Origin of the sequence: Spirosoma liriopis (genome assembly GCF_023196085.1) — a bacterium.
In the GTDB taxonomy this organism is placed as follows: Bacteria; Bacteroidota; Bacteroidia; order Cytophagales; family Spirosomataceae; genus Spirosoma; species Spirosoma oryzicola.
The window spans coordinates 46107-62480 of the sequence record NZ_JALPRF010000009.1 but is presented as its reverse complement, the minus strand read 5'-3'; the positions used below and the strand labels follow the sequence as shown (position 1 = coordinate 62480).

The 16374-nt window shown below is 46.8% G+C and carries 16 protein-coding genes; 3 read left to right on the top strand and 13 right to left on the bottom strand.

The features are described 5' to 3' along the window. Positions 1 to 23: 23 nt before the first annotated feature. From traN to M0L20_RS27035, 13 genes are all read right to left on the bottom strand, one after another. A complete protein-coding gene (gene traN / locus M0L20_RS27095; protein WP_232563742.1) occupies positions 24 to 1142 on the bottom strand; it encodes a conjugative transposon protein TraN in 1119 nt (372 codons plus the stop codon). 26 nt (positions 1143 to 1168) lie between these two features. Beyond that, positions 1169 to 2527 carry a conjugative transposon protein TraM gene (gene traM / locus M0L20_RS27090; protein WP_248480322.1) on the bottom strand — a complete coding sequence of 453 codons (1359 nt, stop codon included), beginning with the start codon at positions 2525 to 2527 and terminating at the stop codon, positions 1169 to 1171. 216 nt (positions 2528 to 2743) lie between these two features. Next, complete coding sequence (traK, locus tag M0L20_RS27085) at positions 2744 to 3394, bottom strand: conjugative transposon protein TraK (protein ID WP_232563740.1); 651 nt, start codon at positions 3392 to 3394, stop codon at positions 2744 to 2746. 1 nt (position 3395) lies between these two features. Further along, on the bottom strand, positions 3396 to 4448 hold the full coding sequence (locus M0L20_RS27080) for a TraJ family protein (protein WP_232563739.1): 1053 nt from the start codon (positions 4446 to 4448) through the stop codon (positions 3396 to 3398). An 11-nt stretch (positions 4449 to 4459) separates the two neighbouring features. Beyond that, entirely contained in the window at positions 4460 to 5329 is an 870-nt protein-coding gene (locus tag M0L20_RS27075) for a hypothetical protein (RefSeq protein WP_232563738.1), read from the bottom strand. Continuing rightward, positions 5326 to 6201, bottom strand: a complete 876-nt coding sequence (locus M0L20_RS27070; RefSeq protein WP_232563737.1) for a hypothetical protein — start codon at positions 6199 to 6201, stop codon at positions 5326 to 5328. Before M0L20_RS27070 ends, M0L20_RS27075 begins: the two co-directional genes overlap by 4 nt. Before the next feature lie 26 nt (positions 6202 to 6227). Then, positions 6228 to 8765 carry a TraG family conjugative transposon ATPase gene (locus M0L20_RS27065; protein WP_232563736.1) on the bottom strand — a complete coding sequence of 846 codons (2538 nt, stop codon included), beginning with the start codon at positions 8763 to 8765 and terminating at the stop codon, positions 6228 to 6230. Further along, on the bottom strand, positions 8749 to 9075 hold the full coding sequence (locus M0L20_RS27060) for a DUF4133 domain-containing protein (RefSeq protein WP_255720944.1): 327 nt from the start codon (positions 9073 to 9075) through the stop codon (positions 8749 to 8751). Before M0L20_RS27060 ends, M0L20_RS27065 begins: the two co-directional genes overlap by 17 nt. 1 nt (position 9076) lies before the next feature. Continuing rightward, the gene (locus M0L20_RS27055) at positions 9077 to 9412 is read right to left on the bottom strand and encodes a DUF4134 domain-containing protein (protein ID WP_232563735.1); all 336 of its coding nucleotides are present in this window, start codon (positions 9410 to 9412) and stop codon (positions 9077 to 9079) included. Positions 9413 to 9431: 19 nt separating this feature from the next. Further along, positions 9432 to 9728: a DUF4134 family protein gene (locus M0L20_RS27050; protein WP_232563734.1), complete on the bottom strand. Its 297-nt coding sequence runs from the start codon at positions 9726 to 9728 to the stop codon at positions 9432 to 9434. 65 nt (positions 9729 to 9793) lie between these two features. Further along, positions 9794 to 10471: a hypothetical protein gene (locus M0L20_RS27045; RefSeq protein ID WP_232563733.1), complete on the bottom strand. Its 678-nt coding sequence runs from the start codon at positions 10469 to 10471 to the stop codon at positions 9794 to 9796. After that, positions 10468 to 11019 carry a DUF3408 domain-containing protein gene (locus M0L20_RS27040; RefSeq protein ID WP_232563732.1) on the bottom strand — a complete coding sequence of 184 codons (552 nt, stop codon included), beginning with the start codon at positions 11017 to 11019 and terminating at the stop codon, positions 10468 to 10470. The genes M0L20_RS27045 and M0L20_RS27040 overlap by 4 nt, the downstream gene beginning before the upstream one ends. Positions 11020 to 11022: 3 nt before the next feature. Further along, positions 11023 to 11733: a ParA family protein gene (locus tag M0L20_RS27035; RefSeq protein ID WP_232563731.1), complete on the bottom strand. Its 711-nt coding sequence runs from the start codon at positions 11731 to 11733 to the stop codon at positions 11023 to 11025. A gap of 696 nt (positions 11734 to 12429) precedes the next feature. Here M0L20_RS27035 and M0L20_RS27030 point away from each other — a divergent pair. From M0L20_RS27030 to mobC, 3 genes are all read left to right on the top strand, one after another. Beyond that, complete coding sequence (locus M0L20_RS27030) at positions 12430 to 12834, top strand: hypothetical protein (protein ID WP_248480321.1); 405 nt, start codon at positions 12430 to 12432, stop codon at positions 12832 to 12834. Next, on the top strand, positions 12816 to 14144 hold the full coding sequence (locus M0L20_RS27025) for a relaxase/mobilization nuclease domain-containing protein (protein ID WP_232563729.1): 1329 nt from the start codon (positions 12816 to 12818) through the stop codon (positions 14142 to 14144). Before M0L20_RS27030 ends, M0L20_RS27025 begins: the two co-directional genes overlap by 19 nt. Before the next feature lie 155 nt (positions 14145 to 14299). Continuing rightward, on the top strand, positions 14300 to 16357 hold the full coding sequence (gene mobC / locus M0L20_RS27020) for a conjugal transfer protein MobC (RefSeq protein WP_232563728.1): 2058 nt from the start codon (positions 14300 to 14302) through the stop codon (positions 16355 to 16357). The last annotated feature ends 17 nt before the right edge of the window (positions 16358 to 16374 follow it).

The following is a 16374-nucleotide window of genomic DNA, read 5'->3' as shown; positions in this document are numbered from 1 at the left end:
TTTCTGTTTGAAAGAGAGTGCGCTTATAATGGGCGGGCCTTCATGATGTCCTTGTTCTGTACCTGAAACGCCAGTTCACGACCACCGTTCTGTTCACCAATCACAATCAGTAACTGCTTGTTGCCCGGAATTGTAAACCGCTGAAAGGCATATACGCGCTCTATCTTCTGATGCCCACGCACCGTCGTAATTGCTTCATTATGCACATAGATTGGCCGTAATTCAATTTCCTGCCGGGAGGTCAGTTTTGCCGTTTTGCCATCAACGACGAAGTACCGCACGTAATCGATGTCGTAGTTTAGATTCGATTCGTTCTCGATGGCTAGCCGGTAGTAAAGTACGTTATCTTTCACATATAGGCCCCGTAAACGTGCTTCCATCTTGTTGGATTCGGTTCCCCGTTTACCCCGACTTCGATTGTGTAGTATCCGATCACTTGCATAAACGATGTCAGACTGCGTTGCTTTCACGCCCGCGAACTGAATGTTTCCTTCCTGGCCATCGAGACCATTTACAGATTGGGTGCGATCGTTTAAGTTAATCTGACTGCCCTGGCTTCCCAGCTTTGTATTTCCAGACCCTGCCAGGTTGAGAGCTAGGACCGCTGGCGTTTCATTGTAGTTGACCACGAAGCTGTAGAACTTGCCGTCGGTAGTCATTACCGAAAAGTTAGTTTCGTTGAAGCCGATTTGCGACGCTTTTACTTTCAGTACGTTTTCTACATCAGCCGCTTTGTCGGCCATGATGCTGCGGCTTCCCAGGTCTACCGACCGCACGGCCGTTGGGAAAATGATTGATACCGTTTTGTTGTACGCCAAATCGACGTAGTACGAGCGGATTATGTGCTGGGGTTGAATAAGGGCTTCTGGGGAAGTGCGCTGAGCCCCTGATGCCGATACCAGCTTATTCTCGGGTACGTTCACGGCAAACTTACGTTCAGCTCGAAGCGTGCTGTCTGGCTTACCAACCGTTTTTTGCTGAACCAGTAGCACAAGGTTATCAGGGACGGGAGACCGGGCTGGCACGTCCTGTTTGTTTATCAATTTTGCGTACGTACGCTTATTATACGTTGGTTTACGCTGCGCCATACCCGGACCCGATAGGATGAGGAGCGCGCTTACAGAAAAAATAAGTCGTTTCATATTGTTCAGTAATTAACTGGCTAAGCTCATTTGAGCAGTACATAATAGTTTCCTTTCAGCGTTGCCTTCTGTTGGACAATCTTTCGTTGAAGAATGCTTCGAGCACCAGACAGGCCTGACTGCGCAGCTGATATGCCGGCCATTGTTGCGGCTGCTTTGGCACTACTGGCTGAGGTACCATTCAGATTGTAGTTAGCCCCGCTAATCGTCTGTCCCAGAAGTTGCTTTCCTTCCTGGGCAGCCAGTACGTTCGGTACGAACACGCCAGGCATACCGTCCATATCATGCACTGTGAGTTTGATTGGAAATATGTGTCCTTCGTACTGAAGATTACTCAGCGTGATACCCACGCGTTCCGTTCCAAAACTGCCAGTACCGAAAACCAGTGTATTGGCCGGAATGAGAGTACCACGTACAGTCACTGGCTCCAGTAGGCGAAGCTGTACCCGTCCTCCATCAGTAATTTGCTGATCTTGATGAATGACTGCCCGGATGGTGCCCAGATCTTCCATTAAAGCTGATTCCTGACCCCCTTTCTGGTCCTGTGTGTATAGCCCATAGAAACCATTCAATCGTCGATTGGTGGTTTCCCCCAACGTAGAGACGACAGCTCCTGATTCTGCCTTACGCGGCCGCTCCCCTTCGCGGGCAATAGCCGCCTTGGCTTCTTTGTCCCGCTTGTACTCTGTCAATAATGCCAGTAGTCGCTGTCTATCTTCTACTTGTTTCTGCATATCCCGTCTGGGCAATGCCTCCTCGTCAAATTCTTCTGGGAGTCCTGTTTCTGGGTAGCCTGTAGATACCGGCCGAATCCGATTTGTTGAACGGGGCCTACCTCCTACCCTGTTTTGCCGTGAAGGGGGCGAAGGGTTATACAACGAGTCCATCGCGGCAAATTCCGGATCGATTGCATCGGGCATCCGTTTTTGCTTGTATACGTAGGGGTCAAGGGTAGTCGGCAAACCCGTTGAGGGCAATGCTTCAGGCAGTGCAGCTACAACACCTGTTTGCATACCGTTGACGGTAGCCTGACTGTTTAAGCCTTGTCGCTGTTCCGCTGCCTGTAACTCCAACTTAGACTTAGGTACGCTGTCGGTTTGGGCGTTAGGAATCGTTGCGTTCACATTATTAATTAAGGGCTTTTGTTTCCCCTCGGACCCTACAATTAGGAAGTACCCGGTTGAGCCCAACGCGAGTAACAACACGGGTGCTGTCATCCAAAACCGTTTGTCTTTTAAAACGTCCTGAAACGATTTGCGAGCCGTTGGTGCTTCTGTCGCATCAGGCGTATCCTCAGGTAAAGGATTATCGATGTGATTTTCTGGTTGAGTCGGATCGGTAAGGTTCATGAGTTTCACGTTGGGTTTCTGAATGATTAGATACATTCGGATTTGATGGTTGACCCTTGGAGAAAGAGTAAGGCAGGACAGGCGGCTCTTGCGAAAGATTCATACTCACTGACCACCCACCCAGTAGCAAAAGGGTAAAAAAAGCGGCCAGCACGTGCCATTTTCGCTGAGATACAGGTCGACTTTCCCACCCTCTTAGTCTTCGGACAATGTTTCTGCGTCCTAACCGCCAATACGCGTGATGTGGCCTGTTCATAGATTTGTAGTCTGGTTGGATCGCTGAACCGTTTCAATGTCCTGATTCTGGACCACCTTGAACCGCTCAATCATGAAGCCATGCGGATTATTGTCCGTCCTGGCCACATCAATGAGGTAGCACTCCGTCACTAATTTTCGGATGGTGATATTGTTCGCCCGGATCAGCAGCTGCCGTCCGCTGGTCACTACACGATAGGGCGATTGACTGAAATTGACCTCGACTTTATCAATCTCTACCTTCTGGTGTACGTTACCCTGAATCAACTGTCCATAATATCCCGCTTCCTGCAGGTCCTGATATAACCTGACGACTGAGCGATCGCCCAGGTACGTAGCCTCTCGGATATTACCTTCTACCTGTTTCTCGTCGGGCTCAAGCGTGAAAAAGAGTCGATGAAATGTCTTGATGTGGTCTTTTGCTTCAGCTGGCCGGTTGATATTCTGCTCCTGAGCGAGGGCTACCATAACGGACTTTCCATTGTCGAGTACGTACACTTTTTGGCGGCTGGCCGACACCTCGGCGAAAGCCCAGTAGGCTACACCCAGCGCGAACGAGAGGCTTCCAACTACTGCAATGATGGCCATCCAGCGCACCATTTTGAAGGATGTTTCTAAATTGGTCAGGTAACGAAATTGTCCGTTCATGTTAGATGCTGTTTGAGGTCGGCTGCGATTTTGACGATGAGAAAGCACTGGCAACGGTTCGACTTAGTGAGGCTGCTCCAGCCCCGGCTGCCTGGCCTGTGCTGGCCCCGGCTACCATTGCCGTTGGTTGGGTGGCTGAACTGATTGCATCGCCTACCCCGGTAGATTCAATGATGTAAGAGGCTACTTTGGGTATTGACAGGTACGCTCCAGCGCCAATGAAATAGAAAATGATTAAGCCCCAATCGGACGAACCCATGCCGGTATTTCCCGATAGCAGCTGCTCATCGAAAACGGCCAGATCCTGATTCAGCATGGAGATATGGATTGTCTCCAGAATCGAACCCAGAATATTGACCAGCGGAATGTACAGCAGTATATGGATCAGGCGCGAGAACCAGGCCGCTAGACCGGAGTAAAACCATTCGAAGGTGGCCAGGCCAAAGGTGATCGGGCCGGTGAGTGCGAGTACGATTAGAAAGAACGTGCTGATCAGTTTGATGTAAATAGCCGCCAGATCGTAGAAGATCTCCCCAAGCCAACTCAGAAACTGGTCAAAGTAATACTGCATGACCCCGCTCACAGCATTTCCTACCAAACTGTTACCGCTACCTGTGGGGCCGAATACGGTCTTGACAACATCCCAGGTACCAATTTCCCCATCTTCGCCCGGCGGAATCAGAATCTTATCCCAATTCTCTTTGACCTTTGCTTTTTTGACCTGATTTAAGCGCTCTACTTCCGCTTTTTGACTGGCCACCATGGAGCCGGTTCCTTTATCAAGCAATCGCCCGATGCCCACCATACCTTTGACCAATAGCGGGTAGCTGAGCAGGCAAAGGGCCAGCGCAAAGGGGCGGAGCAACGGATACACGTCGATGGGTTCGGCACGGGACATGTGCCCCCAGATCCGATAAAAGACGTAGCATAGTGCGCCGATGAAGCCAATAGCCTGCCCAAAGGCTACCAATGCCCCAAATCCATCTGAGAACTGGGTGAACACCTCGTCAATCGATGTTTCCAGTACGGGCGAAACTAACAGAATTGCCTGCATACGGTTGAGGGTTAGCGGTATGATTGGGTACGTAGGTATTTGGTCTGATACGCTTTCCGATTACGTTGGTACTTGTAATAGTCTAGCCCCTGTGACGTGATTTTGTCCATTGCTAGTAGCGTTGTGCGACGGGCTTTGCTTTCCTTATCAATTTCGCGCAGTAGCCGAAGCCGGTCCGCTGGTGATAGGTACGCCGTTTGACCCTGCTTCTCAACGAGAGCCATTTTTGCTTTCAATGTTTTGTCATCGGCTAGCAACGACGAGCGAGCTGAGGCTAACACTGTCCAGCCAATGTCCTCGTTTGGATAGCGCGCATCAATGTCCTCTTTCATGAGCCGAGCATTGGTGGGATCTGTGATTGTTATGGCGACGGGCAGCCCATCTGTCCACAATGCCTTTACTGACTCGTCAATGGCCTGGCGACGGGTGCCTTGCATCACGTCCATCGGAGCTTTGTTCATCGCCTGCTGATAGGCGTATTTGACTTTAAAGTCCTGATAACGAACTTTGTTGATCCGTTCCTGGCCATCTTTCCACGTTCTCTTCAGCTTCTCGATGGCTTTGGCCAGGTCCTTATTCTTCTGTTTCTGGTATTGCTCCATGATCTCGGTAGCAAAAGGAGCTAATACGGTAGCATCAGCAATCCCTTTGATTACCTCGTCCATAACCTTTTCTTTTATAAGCTCACCATAGTCGAGTCCAGCATCTTTTAAACCCGCCATTATATCGCTTTCTGATACGCGTAATAGTTGGTCTATCTCGGATTGAATGATGCTGCTACCCCTGTTTCCAGTTGGTATCGCATTGGCAGGGGGCATCTGTGCGTTGGCAGTCCCAGCTAAGCAGCCGAGCCAAACCCAGTAGAGTATTCGCTTTTTCATTTGCTTTGATAGGTAGTAGAGCGGGTGCTTACTATCCGGTTGAGCGTTGAATTTTGTTTATACAATCCCTGCCTGTAAGCGTTTTTAGCTATTTCTCGAGATCGGAATTGATAGGTCGCTCTGATTAGGGCTAATGTCTGATTGGTTCGCTTGATGCGGTCATAAAGGTCAGTTCGAACCGCATTCAGGGCTGATAATCGTTCCCCTTCTGACATCCACACCGGTTTACCGCCGAGGTTAATGATCGTTTTAACCTCAGCTTCCAAATCGCTCGTCTCAGCAACCCCCTGTAACACCTGTCGCATTGCTGCCGCTTCTTTAGCCGTAAATGCTGACGTATTCAGAAATTTGTCGGCCGCTTTCTTACTGGCGCCAATGGCGCCGGTAAGCTGGTTCAGATTTAGTTCTCGATAGTAGGTAGCAAAGGCAGGCGAGAGCTCCATGTGTGCTTTTTTCCAGGCGTAGTCTACCTTGTAGTTTTGATACTCGATCTTTTGCTGCTTGGATAAACCGTCCTTCACCATCGACTGGAGCGATTTAACCGCCGAGATCGGCGAGACGTCAAATAGTTGGCCCAGAGCATTACCAAGCAATCCGGTAAGTTCATCCTGAATGCCCTTCATAATGGAATTCTCCGTTTCGCCGATGATACTCTCGATTTCTCCGGATAAATCATCGCCTAAACCACCAAGCAACGTCTGGCCCGGTGGTCCTTGTTGTGGAGGCTGCCCCGGATTTGTGGTGTCCACTTCAGCCAATGCCGGGTTAACGTGTAAGTCATTTGGTACGCCCTTGGCACCAGCCTGAATGGGGAAAATTCCCCCAAAAAGGCAAAGGCTGGTCAAGAGCAGTTTGTTAACAGACTGCTTCACTTCAGTATAGAAATAGATTCGCAGATTTAGCGACTAACGAGGGTGCCGGTCTTCACTTCGTCGGCGTAGTCGCGCAGGGCTAAGTCGTAATTACCGCCGTAGGATGCCACCTTTTCTTCGAGCCGTATTTTTTCGGTTTGCTCAGTTGAATAGGCCAGGTACTCCTCGGTCGATACTTCGACGCCATATACTTTTGATTCTTGTCCTCCCCAGGAGATAAAGACCTCTTTATATTTCCGCTTTGGGTCGAGGTCCCGGTTCAATGACAGACAAAGATCTTTCTCCTTATCTGTTAGGGCCAGCAAATCCTTTACGTGGGAAAACTTGTTGCGGTACTTGCGCTGGTCGAGCAGTATTTTGGTGTCGGCATTGTTGATGATCGAGTCTTTAACGATCTTATTACCAATAATGTCGTCTACTTCCTGCGTTACGATCCAGGCTTCCCCGAAAAACTTACGTACCGTTTTGTAGAGGTATTTGATGTACTCGGCCATCCCATCTTTCATGATGGCTTTCCAAGCCTCTTCAATGAGAATGATCTTCCGAACCCCATTCAGCTTTCTCATTTTCGAAATGAAGGTGTCCATGATGATTATGGTCACCACTGGGAACAGGATCGGGTGATCCTTGATGTTATCCAACTCGAAGACGATAAATGGTATGTTCAACAGATCCAGATTAGCCCGGCTATTGAGTAGCTCCTCGTATTCGCCACCCTTGTAAAAGGGCCGCAGTACATAGATGAAGTTATCATAATCGAAATAGCCGATTTGTACTTTGTGTTCCTCCAGGTACCGAGGGAAATCTGACTGCATAAACTCGTAAAACGAGTTAAAACAGGGGAAAGTGTCCGGATTATTGGGCAGGCAACTTTCAAAATATTGCGTTACTGCATCCGAAAGCGCGGTGTATTCTGACATCGTTTGGCGCTCGTCACTTCGTTTCCAGAGCGTCTGTAGCAGTACCTTGATGGCTTCTTTCTTCTCGACGTCGGGGAGCAGGCGGTTTTCGATAAAGAACGGATTAAAGTTGATCGGTTCTTCTTCTGAATAAGTAAGATACAGACCACCCAGCATGTCGCATAGGCCGCGATAAGAGTGGCCAACATCAACAATGACGGCATGGCTACCCTGAACGTGAAAACTCCGCAGTGCATGGTTGGTAAAGAACGATTTGCCGCTGCCCGATGGACCCAGTATGAACTTGTTCCGGTTAGTCACCCACCCTTTGTTCATCGGGTGATCGGATAAGTCGACCAGTAACGGCTTTCCGCTCATCCGCTCAACCAGTTTCACGCCGTAGTGCGAGACAGAATCATAGTAGTTTGTTTCCTGATTGAGGAGGCATACTGATTGCGGTACAAATGACCAGTATTTGTCTTCACTGGGCAGATCGGCCGCGTTACCGGGTATGCCTGCCCAGAACAACCCTAATGCGTCTTTCGTGTTTTCACGAGGCCGGACGCCTAGCTTGGCGATAGCTGAGGAAACCAGATTGCGCAGAACGGGTAAGCGGCTCCTGTCTTCGGTCCAGACCTGAATGTTGAAATGCGAACGTACCGGCGTAAAACCTGTCTCGACTGCATAGCTGAGATACTGGTTCAGCAGCATGGCGTTTACTTCATTATCCTTACCAAAGTTGGCCAGCGATCGCATTTGTGTGGCCCGTTGCTCTAATTTAGGGAATGCCGCCTGCTTATCTTCGATGAAGATGTACTGGTTATAGATGTGATTACACGGAAGCATCAGCGAAATCGGAGCTGCATAACTTACCGACACATTCGACCGTTCTGTGGAGAGTGCCTCAACCCGGTTATTGGTGTGCACCCACTCGGGCAGATCGTCAATATCCGAGATTGTGTAGAATTTGGCATATTTCCCCCCAACCCGTAACTCCTCATCCATCTCTAAATCCGCCAGCGTTACTACCTCATCGCGGAGCGATAAACTCATATATCGCTCTAACAAGCCCGCTTTTTCGCTCGTACCGGCCAATTCGGCTGATCGGAGCCGACGCAGGCCAATTAACCGGCTACTTTCCAGAATCGAAGTGAACTGTTCAACGCTGTTAAAGAACTCCTCAACTTTGTGCTTATCCCCTACTTCCTTTGGTACCAGTCGACCACGCGCCAGCGATGTTTTAACCGCACTCACGTCCCGTCTTTCTTGATGGGTTTTGGTTAAATACAGGTAGCACTCGTGATGGAGGTAAGGACGCTCATTGAAATGGCGATCACTGGCCCGATCAAGGAATGTGCGTTGCGTTGAGCCTGCTCCTTCGCCTGAAGTTTGATAGTTTTCTTCTACGAACCAATCCTGTTTGTGCAGGATCGTATAGCTTGGTAGTACACCTAACGCTTTTGTCCATACGTTGCACAGAGTGATGTAATCTCCCTGCTCAATGCGCCCCTCCCCTACCCCATCGAAACTTGCATTCAGGGTAAATATTTCTGGTAAGCTAACGGCGAAACAAACGGTCAAATCGCCGTGAACCGATATGAGGCAATCCTGCTCAATGGCTCTTATGGGAAACACATCATGAATAGCTTTACTTTTTAGGTTCATGCCTCAGTTGTTTATATACCCCCGAACTTCTAACCATGATCAATTTAGGCTGTCTGCCCCGTCCTTGTGTACGGGCCATTCCCCGTTCCCCATGCACTCTGGAAATCCGTACCAGTTGTCCATAGAGAACAATTAGTCCAACCAGGTATGTCCCATAACAGATCATTCCTGACCATCCTGTGACAATCATAATGAACGTACTTACAGCCAGCAGTCCAACAGCTGCTCCTCCTAAGACCAGCAGGAAATTCATTCCTCTGATACCTAACACCTGAGGGGGCCTATCCACTCCTTTGTTGACTCGAAACATACTAGGCTCCGAAAACGGCCGACAGCGTCACTACGACCAAACCCGCAAAAATTAGCGCACCAAACCAGGATGCTGCTGCTTTCCGCGTATCAGGATCTCCGTTTGACCACTTGCTATACACAGAAATGGCACCAACAATCCCAATTATGGCACATACAGCGTACATCAAATTGGTTACTACCGTGAAGGCACCTTTTACTTGAGTTGCTGCTGTACTTAACCCTTGTGTACTTAATCCTTGGCCCGGTGCGATATGAGCTACCAATATGCCTGCCACGATTAACGCGATGAGTTGGGCCGCGTTAGAACCCTTCGATTGGTTAAGGCGATTTTGCATTGTTGAGTTGTTTTTATTTTTAAATGGACTCTAAAATCATAAATGCAATGGCTATGAACAGCAAGCCACCCAACCAGGAAGCACTGGCCTTCCGTACGTCACTCTCTCCATTTGACCATTTACTGTATACCGCAATGGCTCCCACAATTCCCACTATCGCTGCAGCTGCTTGTCCAAGTCGGATAGCTCCCGCTTTAGCGTTCGTTATTTGCGTCGTCGCGCCCTCAACTGCCTGTTTTAATTCATCTTGGGCGAGAATCTGTTGACTCAGTAGAAGCAGCCCTACAATACCCAAACTGCACAAAATTGCCTTCATTAAATAATATACATATTAAAAATTTTATGCTAATATATATAGTATTTTAATTGAGACAAAATTTTTTAGCTTGTTAAGCTTTCGATTCGATCGAAGAGCGAGCCGTAATCAGTTTTAGACGTTTGCTCATGCTGTTGGAATAGCCAATCTAATGCCTGGTCATTTTCAAGCTGATACGTATCGATTAATAGTCCTAGTTCTTGTTTCACAAAGCTTGTATCTGCGTTGCGTCGTTTTTTCAGCTGCGTCATCTTTCGTTGAACTGTACTTACTCGCTTTATATACTCGTTCAGTGTCACAAATGACTGGTCATTTTCTAGTTCCTCATCGTTTTCAAAGTCGACTAATGAAATAGATTCCTCATCCATCCAGTTGCACGTTTCGGGTATCTGATCCGTTTCAGCTGGATATTCAATTTCGTCTATAGGTCCCTCTTTCAGCATCAAGGTTGTGGCTGGCTCAATAATTGGTCGCTCTGTCTCTTCATCAATGCTGCTATCGTCAGTTTCAAAGGCTTGTTGGCTTGCTGGTGTAAATCCACCCAGTAACTTCCCAAAGTTGGTTCTTGAAAGGCCCAAGCCATTCTCAGTTGATTTGGTGTTTTCTAATGAAGGCATCTCGTTCACCTCCCCCTTTTTAGATGCGATTACGCTTCTCCCCCACCATCCATATTCTTTTCCTAACCGGTAACCCTGCCAGCCCGTCAGAGCTAGCAGGGATGCACTAATCCATAGTGTTATCATTCGTGTAGTTCGGCTTCTTTTTGTTGTACTGTTGTCCGCATCATCTCTATCTCAGCCTTATTGTCGCTAAAGTGCTGTCGGAATATATTCTCCATGATTTCCTGCATGGATACCTTGCTGCCAGTCAGGTCAGCATATCGCTGTAGAAATGCGATATATGAATGTGAGCGTTTAGATATGTATGCCACCTTTGTGGGTCGCTCAAATCCTTTAATAGGTTGCAGGTACGTGTTTGTGTACTTATCAACCTTTTTACCTGACGTTGCTGGCTCCTTTGGTACTTTGTTTAAAACCTCAGTTTGTGATTGGATTGACTCCTCCCCTGTTGGGACTACCGGTGATTTAATAACTGGTTCATTCACCAACGGTTGTACTGGTGCTGCAGACACCTCCGTTGCGGTCACTTCCGGTTGCTGTTCGACTTGCGCTGATTCATCCGCATTCCACCCATAATTCTCCTGTAGCTTGCTGAGGTCAGATGAAGCCGTTGCCAGGTTAGCCATCGCCCGAAGGGATGCGTCGTCTAAGGTTTTCTTATTTTTAGCCATGGCTTATCCTACTGGTTGAGTGATGTTGAGTAACAGATTTAATTCGCCCACCAGGTTTTTAACCTTTTCGCTTGGAAACAGCGTGGAACGTTCCCGTTTCCAGGTAACTGAGTCACTTACCCGCTGTTCAAGTATCTGCACATTCCCTCGTTCCCGCACAATGTTTTCTATGCCCTGCATCAAGCTCGGATTTTCTGATTTCTTGTATTTGTTCCAGAGCATGAACAACTGGTAGTCGGCTCCCTTTGCTTCCCGGAAGCGGTCGAAGAGGTCCAACGTTTGCAGTCCGGCTGTGAAGCTCATTTTATCTGCTTCCATTGGTAGTATCACGTAATCCAACTGCGATGCTACCCGGTCGAAACCTTTGACGTTCATGGTACCAGGCATATCGATGAAGACCAGTTCATCTTCCCCCCTACCCTTAAGGTCGGTCAGGAACATAGCCAACTCTTCGAGTGAACCCTTGTAGACCTTATACAACTCACGGTTCATCTCCGGGTACAGCGTTACATATAGACTTTGAATCTCCTCGTCGTTCTGGATGCTTGCCAATTCAGATCGGCGCGTTGCATCAAAAGAGTGCTGAGGGAAGTCAGCATCAATTACCGTTACCGGTTTCCCTACGGTGGTATGGTAGTAGGTGGCCAACAGCATAGTCAGTGTCGTTTTACCGACACCCCCCTTCTGGGTACACACGGAAATCAGTTTTGCCATCTTGGAAGCGCTTTTATGATTTAGTGCAATTTTAAGAGAAATATATAAATGCTTATGTAATTATTAGTTAAGTTCTTTATTAAGTGCAATTAATAATTAATAAGTACAAAAAATAATAAATCAATAAAAGGGTAATTTATATACTATTTAAAGTAATATTTTATTTATGTAAAATTATATTATTATAATGTAAATTTGCAATAGAATGGTAAAATATTAAACAAACATTATAGTACTGTTATATTATTATTGATTAATAATATGATATTGTAGCAAATTTATAATATTATATTGTGAGTTTATGATAAGATAAGATCGTTGAGTAGAGAATTTGGTGTATGATATTGTGACAATGCCATATTATTATAAGATTTTAGTTTATAATGCTGGTTATTAAATGCTTACAGTCTATTTCGCTTGAAACACGTTACATCTCTTCGAACATGAAAAGATAAGAAAGGACAAGGCTAGTAAGTTCTATCTTAAATGATATATTGTATTAAGCACAACAACGTCACTTTGATAAAAGATAGAACAGAAGCATATTTGTACCGGCCATCTGAATACATAACACCTCACTAGGACGTATTTGCAAGATGTGTTTTGCTACCCGCGAAACTGCCCTGCTTTCATTCTCACTCAGAACAGAATGGAAAATAAGTTGAAAATCAACTGTACGCAGCGTACAACGCAAAGGTGGAAAACAGAAAAACAGGCCAACGTAGAGAGGGAAGACCTCCTAAAATCGACTCAGAGAGATCAACTATCAAACTTAACTGCTGGGTAACTCCTATTGAGAATAGTCAAATACAGGCAAAATATGTGCAAATGAAAGCAGGCAGTAAGCTCGCGTTTGCTCAATTTCTCAAGCAAATATTGTTGTCAGACAAGCAAAGCAGGGGACCGAAACCAGATGAATTGCTACTGACAATCATCATCAATTTACAGGAAAGGGGACGCCAATTGCAGCTGATCTCTGAGATAATCGAAGAAGATCGGAAGGAGGAAGCCCAGTCTATTGTTGGCAATAAGCTAAGCGAAGAGCTTCTTAGGATTCAGGAAACCATTGAACAGATCACAGCATGGTTATACGAATCTTGACTGGAAAAGATGTAGCAGGAGCGTTCCGGTACAATGAGCAGAAAGTGGAGCAGGGAGAGGCTGAGCGTATTCAAATCGCCAACTACCCCGATAATGAGAAGGCCCAAAAATATGCGCGGTTCAGGCTTCAACTGCTCGAACAGTATGCACGTCTCAATCCTAGCATTCAAAAACCATCGGTGCATTTAGCCGTTGCTTTTCATCCCAAAGAAGTGGTAGCAGTCGATCAACTGCAAGCCATAGGGGGTGAGGTAATGAGGGAAATAGGGTTTGGTAAACAGCCTTATCTGATGTACCAGCATTATGATACGAAACACCCGCATATTCACGTGGTGAGCGTTGCGGTGGATGCAGAAGGGCGTAAAATCACGGATACATTCATCAAAAACCGTTTGCAAAAAGTACGTCGTCGACTCGAAACGAAATACGGTTTGGTGCAGGCCGAACGCCCATTCGTGACTAGAGAGCCAGGTAGGGTTGGGGAGGAGTTAGGTGCTGAACAACATTCGACCAGGCTGACAGTTGACGAGAAGGTAAAAAGGACATTGGAGACGTACTCATTCGGATCGGTGAACAGCTTCAAGCAATACTTGAGTTGTGAAGGGATTGTAATGAATACGAAAGCTGGGCGTAGCCAATCAGGAATCACTTACCAACATGTTAACTCTGGGGGTGCTGATAATCGACCCATAAAAGCAAGCAATCTGCCAAGTCGACCAACATATGCTAGGTTAACAGAGCTATTCTCAAATCGAGAAGATCAACACAAAAAAGAGTGTAGAGTAGTAGAAAGCCTGATTGAAAAGCGATTAGCCCTTTACCGAAGCTTGACAGAGACCGAGTTTAAACAGACGTTACGCCAACTCAGCATCGAAATACGAGAAACGGATGGAGCTTACCTCTACATACGCAACCAGACCAGAGCTGTTATACACGAAACTGAGTTAGAAAAGCAATTCAGCAGAGAAGTGTTGGTGAAAAACTTTTCAGAGCAGACAGAGCGCAAACCTGTTGAAAAGTCGAAACCAGTAAGCCAAAGTCCTCAAGATTCTATCGTTCGAAAACAAAACCTAGTTGCTACGAGTGAGACAAGGGCACATAAACGAGAAGCTACAAGGTTCACGGAATCAACGACCGTCCAAAGTAAGAACAAGGTGGTTGAGGAGAAAAGCGAGAAGCAAACGAAAATCTCAGTAGTATTGGATCAGACTGCAGGGCTGCCAGAAAAACCAGCGGGAGAGGAGCAAGTTCAGGGTAAAGTGAAGAAAAAGCAGAAAAAAAATCTGACAAAAAAGATTCGCCGTATGTGAACAAATAATATATTATTTATATGGAGCGAGGCTTGTTGTGTACCTGTATGAGCCAAATTTAGCACTTGGAGACATAGTGTTGATGAAAATAATATAAATCATATATTAGCGATAGAAACAAGTTTGTTCAATATTAATCGCTAAGTCAACGTCAAATGGGAACGCAGGACAAAGAGTATAGGGGCATTCTTAACATGCTCCTATTCATGTCGCTAGCACTGATTGGGTTTCATCTGTATTTCTTCTGCTACGACACGCTACAATCAATAGGGTTCAGCTTTGCCCTACTGGACCGATTCATATTGAGTATTGACCGGGCAACCCACCTTTTTTCACACCCCATTTATTCCAAGCTAGCCGCCTTATTGCTACTCGGAATATGGACGTTTGGTAACAAAACGCGTAAGCAGCTAAACGTAACCTGGGCACATGTTACCTGGGCCAGTATTATTGGCGGGGCATTGTTATTGTTGAATGGAAAACTTCTTCGGGTGGCGTGGCTGTCAGCTGAGGCCCGTAACGGAGCTTACTTAGTAACAACGCTGATCGGCTATTTGCTGCTGATCAAGGCAGGCAGTTACGCAAATCAGATTCTAGGTGTGAAGATTGGAGAAGATGCGTTCAATGACGAAAACGAGTCGTTCGAGCAGGAGGCAGAGTTGAAACAGAATGAATACTCGGTCAATATTCCAACAGAATACCATGTGAAGAAGAAGTTTCGGAAGGGGTGGGTAAACGTAGTCAATCCGTTTCGGGCAACGTTAGTCATGGGTACGCCTGGGTCAGGAAAGTCGTTTGCTGTAGTAAATAACTTCATACGGCAACATCTTGAAAAGGGGTTTACCATGTACATCTACGATTACAAATTTCCCGATCTGTCAAATATCGCCTACCATTATTTACAGAAAAATCGTCGGGCGTTCAAACGGATGCCGACATTTTACGTCATCAACTTTGATGATCCTCGGCGCTCGAACCGGTGTAACCCATTGCTGCCAGAGCTGATGTCTGATATTATTGACGCACAGGAAGCAGCTCGAACCATTCTTTTGAACCTCAATAAATCGTGGATTCAGAAACAAGGCGACTTCTTCGTGGAGTCGCCAATGAACTTTCTAACGGCCGTTATCTGGTACCTCAAAAAATACGATGAGCGTCGATTGCGAGGTTTGGCTCAGCAGGGGTTGACAGACGACGGTCAACGCTACTGCACGTTTCCCCATGTCATTGAATTTGCCGGGGCTGAATACCGCGAGCTCTTCCCAATCCTACAATCGGAACCCGAAATTGAAAACCTACTTAAGCCCTTCGCGAGTGCCCTCAGAAATGAGGCTTATGAGCAATTAGAGGGTCAGATTGCTTCTGCGCGGATACCACTTTCTCGACTCTCCAGCCCGGCGCTTTACTGGGTTATGACGGGTAATGATTTTAGCCTGGACATTAACAATCCGGACGACCCCAAAGTGCTATGTGTAGGCAATAACCCGGAACGTCAGGAAGTGTATGGAGCTGCACTGGGTCTCTTCAACGCCAGGCTGATCAAGCTCGTCAACAAGAAAGGCAGGTTAAAATCGTCACTGATCATCGACGAGTTACCCACTATTTATTTCCGGGGGTTAGACAACCTGATTGCGACCGCACGGAGTAACAAGGTGTCCACCTGTTTGGGCTTGCAGGACCTGAGCCAGTTAAAACGTGATTACGGCGACAAGGAGGCTACTACCATCTTCAATACGATCGGAAATGTGTTTTCGGGTCAGGTACTAGGTGAAACGGCTAAGACCATGTCCAGTCGGTTTGGGAAAAATAAACAGGTTAGACACTCACTCTCGTTCACGGAACGGGATACTAACTTGTCTATTTCCGAGAATCTGGATTCGGTGATACCCGAATCAAAAATCTCAAATTTGTCGCAGGGACATTTTGTCGGAGCGGTTGCTGACAACTTCGATGAGGCTATTAAGCAGAAAATATTTCATGCCAGGCTACTGGTAGAACCGGCGATGATTGCTGAATTAGAGCGGGTAAAGCCCATTCCGCCTGGTGCTGAATTTGCTCAAATCTCTGACCATCAACTAAGTTATATGTTGGAGACAAATTACAACGGGGTAAAAAAGGAAATTTCTGCGTTAATTCAATCCGAAATTGAGCGGCTGACCAATGATCCAGCATTGAAGCACTTGGTCGAAAACCTGCAACCTAAAGATGAGTAATGACCGTATATCACCAG

Coding starts and splice junctions, on each gene's coding strand:
- traN (WP_232563742.1), bottom strand. CDS start 1,142: ATGAAACGACTTATTTTTTCTGTAAGCGCGCTCCTCATCCTATCGGGT.
- traM (WP_248480322.1), bottom strand. CDS start 2,527: ATGTATCTAATCATTCAGAAACCCAACGTGAAACTCATGAACCTTACC.
- traK (WP_232563740.1), bottom strand. CDS start 3,394: ATGAACGGACAATTTCGTTACCTGACCAATTTAGAAACATCCTTCAAA.
- M0L20_RS27080 (WP_232563739.1), bottom strand. CDS start 4,448: ATGCAGGCAATTCTGTTAGTTTCGCCCGTACTGGAAACATCGATTGAC.
- M0L20_RS27075 (WP_232563738.1), bottom strand. CDS start 5,329: ATGAAAAAGCGAATACTCTACTGGGTTTGGCTCGGCTGCTTAGCTGGG.
- M0L20_RS27065 (WP_232563736.1), bottom strand. CDS start 8,765: ATGAACCTAAAAAGTAAAGCTATTCATGATGTGTTTCCCATAAGAGCC.
- M0L20_RS27060 (WP_255720944.1), bottom strand. CDS start 9,075: ATGTTTCGAGTCAACAAAGGAGTGGATAGGCCCCCTCAGGTGTTAGGT.
- M0L20_RS27055 (WP_232563735.1), bottom strand. CDS start 9,412: ATGCAAAATCGCCTTAACCAATCGAAGGGTTCTAACGCGGCCCAACTC.
- M0L20_RS27050 (WP_232563734.1), bottom strand. CDS start 9,728: ATGAAGGCAATTTTGTGCAGTTTGGGTATTGTAGGGCTGCTTCTACTG.
- M0L20_RS27045 (WP_232563733.1), bottom strand. CDS start 10,471: ATGATAACACTATGGATTAGTGCATCCCTGCTAGCTCTGACGGGCTGG.
- M0L20_RS27040 (WP_232563732.1), bottom strand. CDS start 11,019: ATGGCTAAAAATAAGAAAACCTTAGACGACGCATCCCTTCGGGCGATG.
- M0L20_RS27035 (WP_232563731.1), bottom strand. CDS start 11,733: ATGGCAAAACTGATTTCCGTGTGTACCCAGAAGGGGGGTGTCGGTAAA.
- M0L20_RS27025 (WP_232563729.1), top strand. CDS start 12,816: ATGGTTATACGAATCTTGACTGGAAAAGATGTAGCAGGAGCGTTCCGG.
- mobC (WP_232563728.1), top strand. CDS start 14,300: ATGGGAACGCAGGACAAAGAGTATAGGGGCATTCTTAACATGCTCCTA.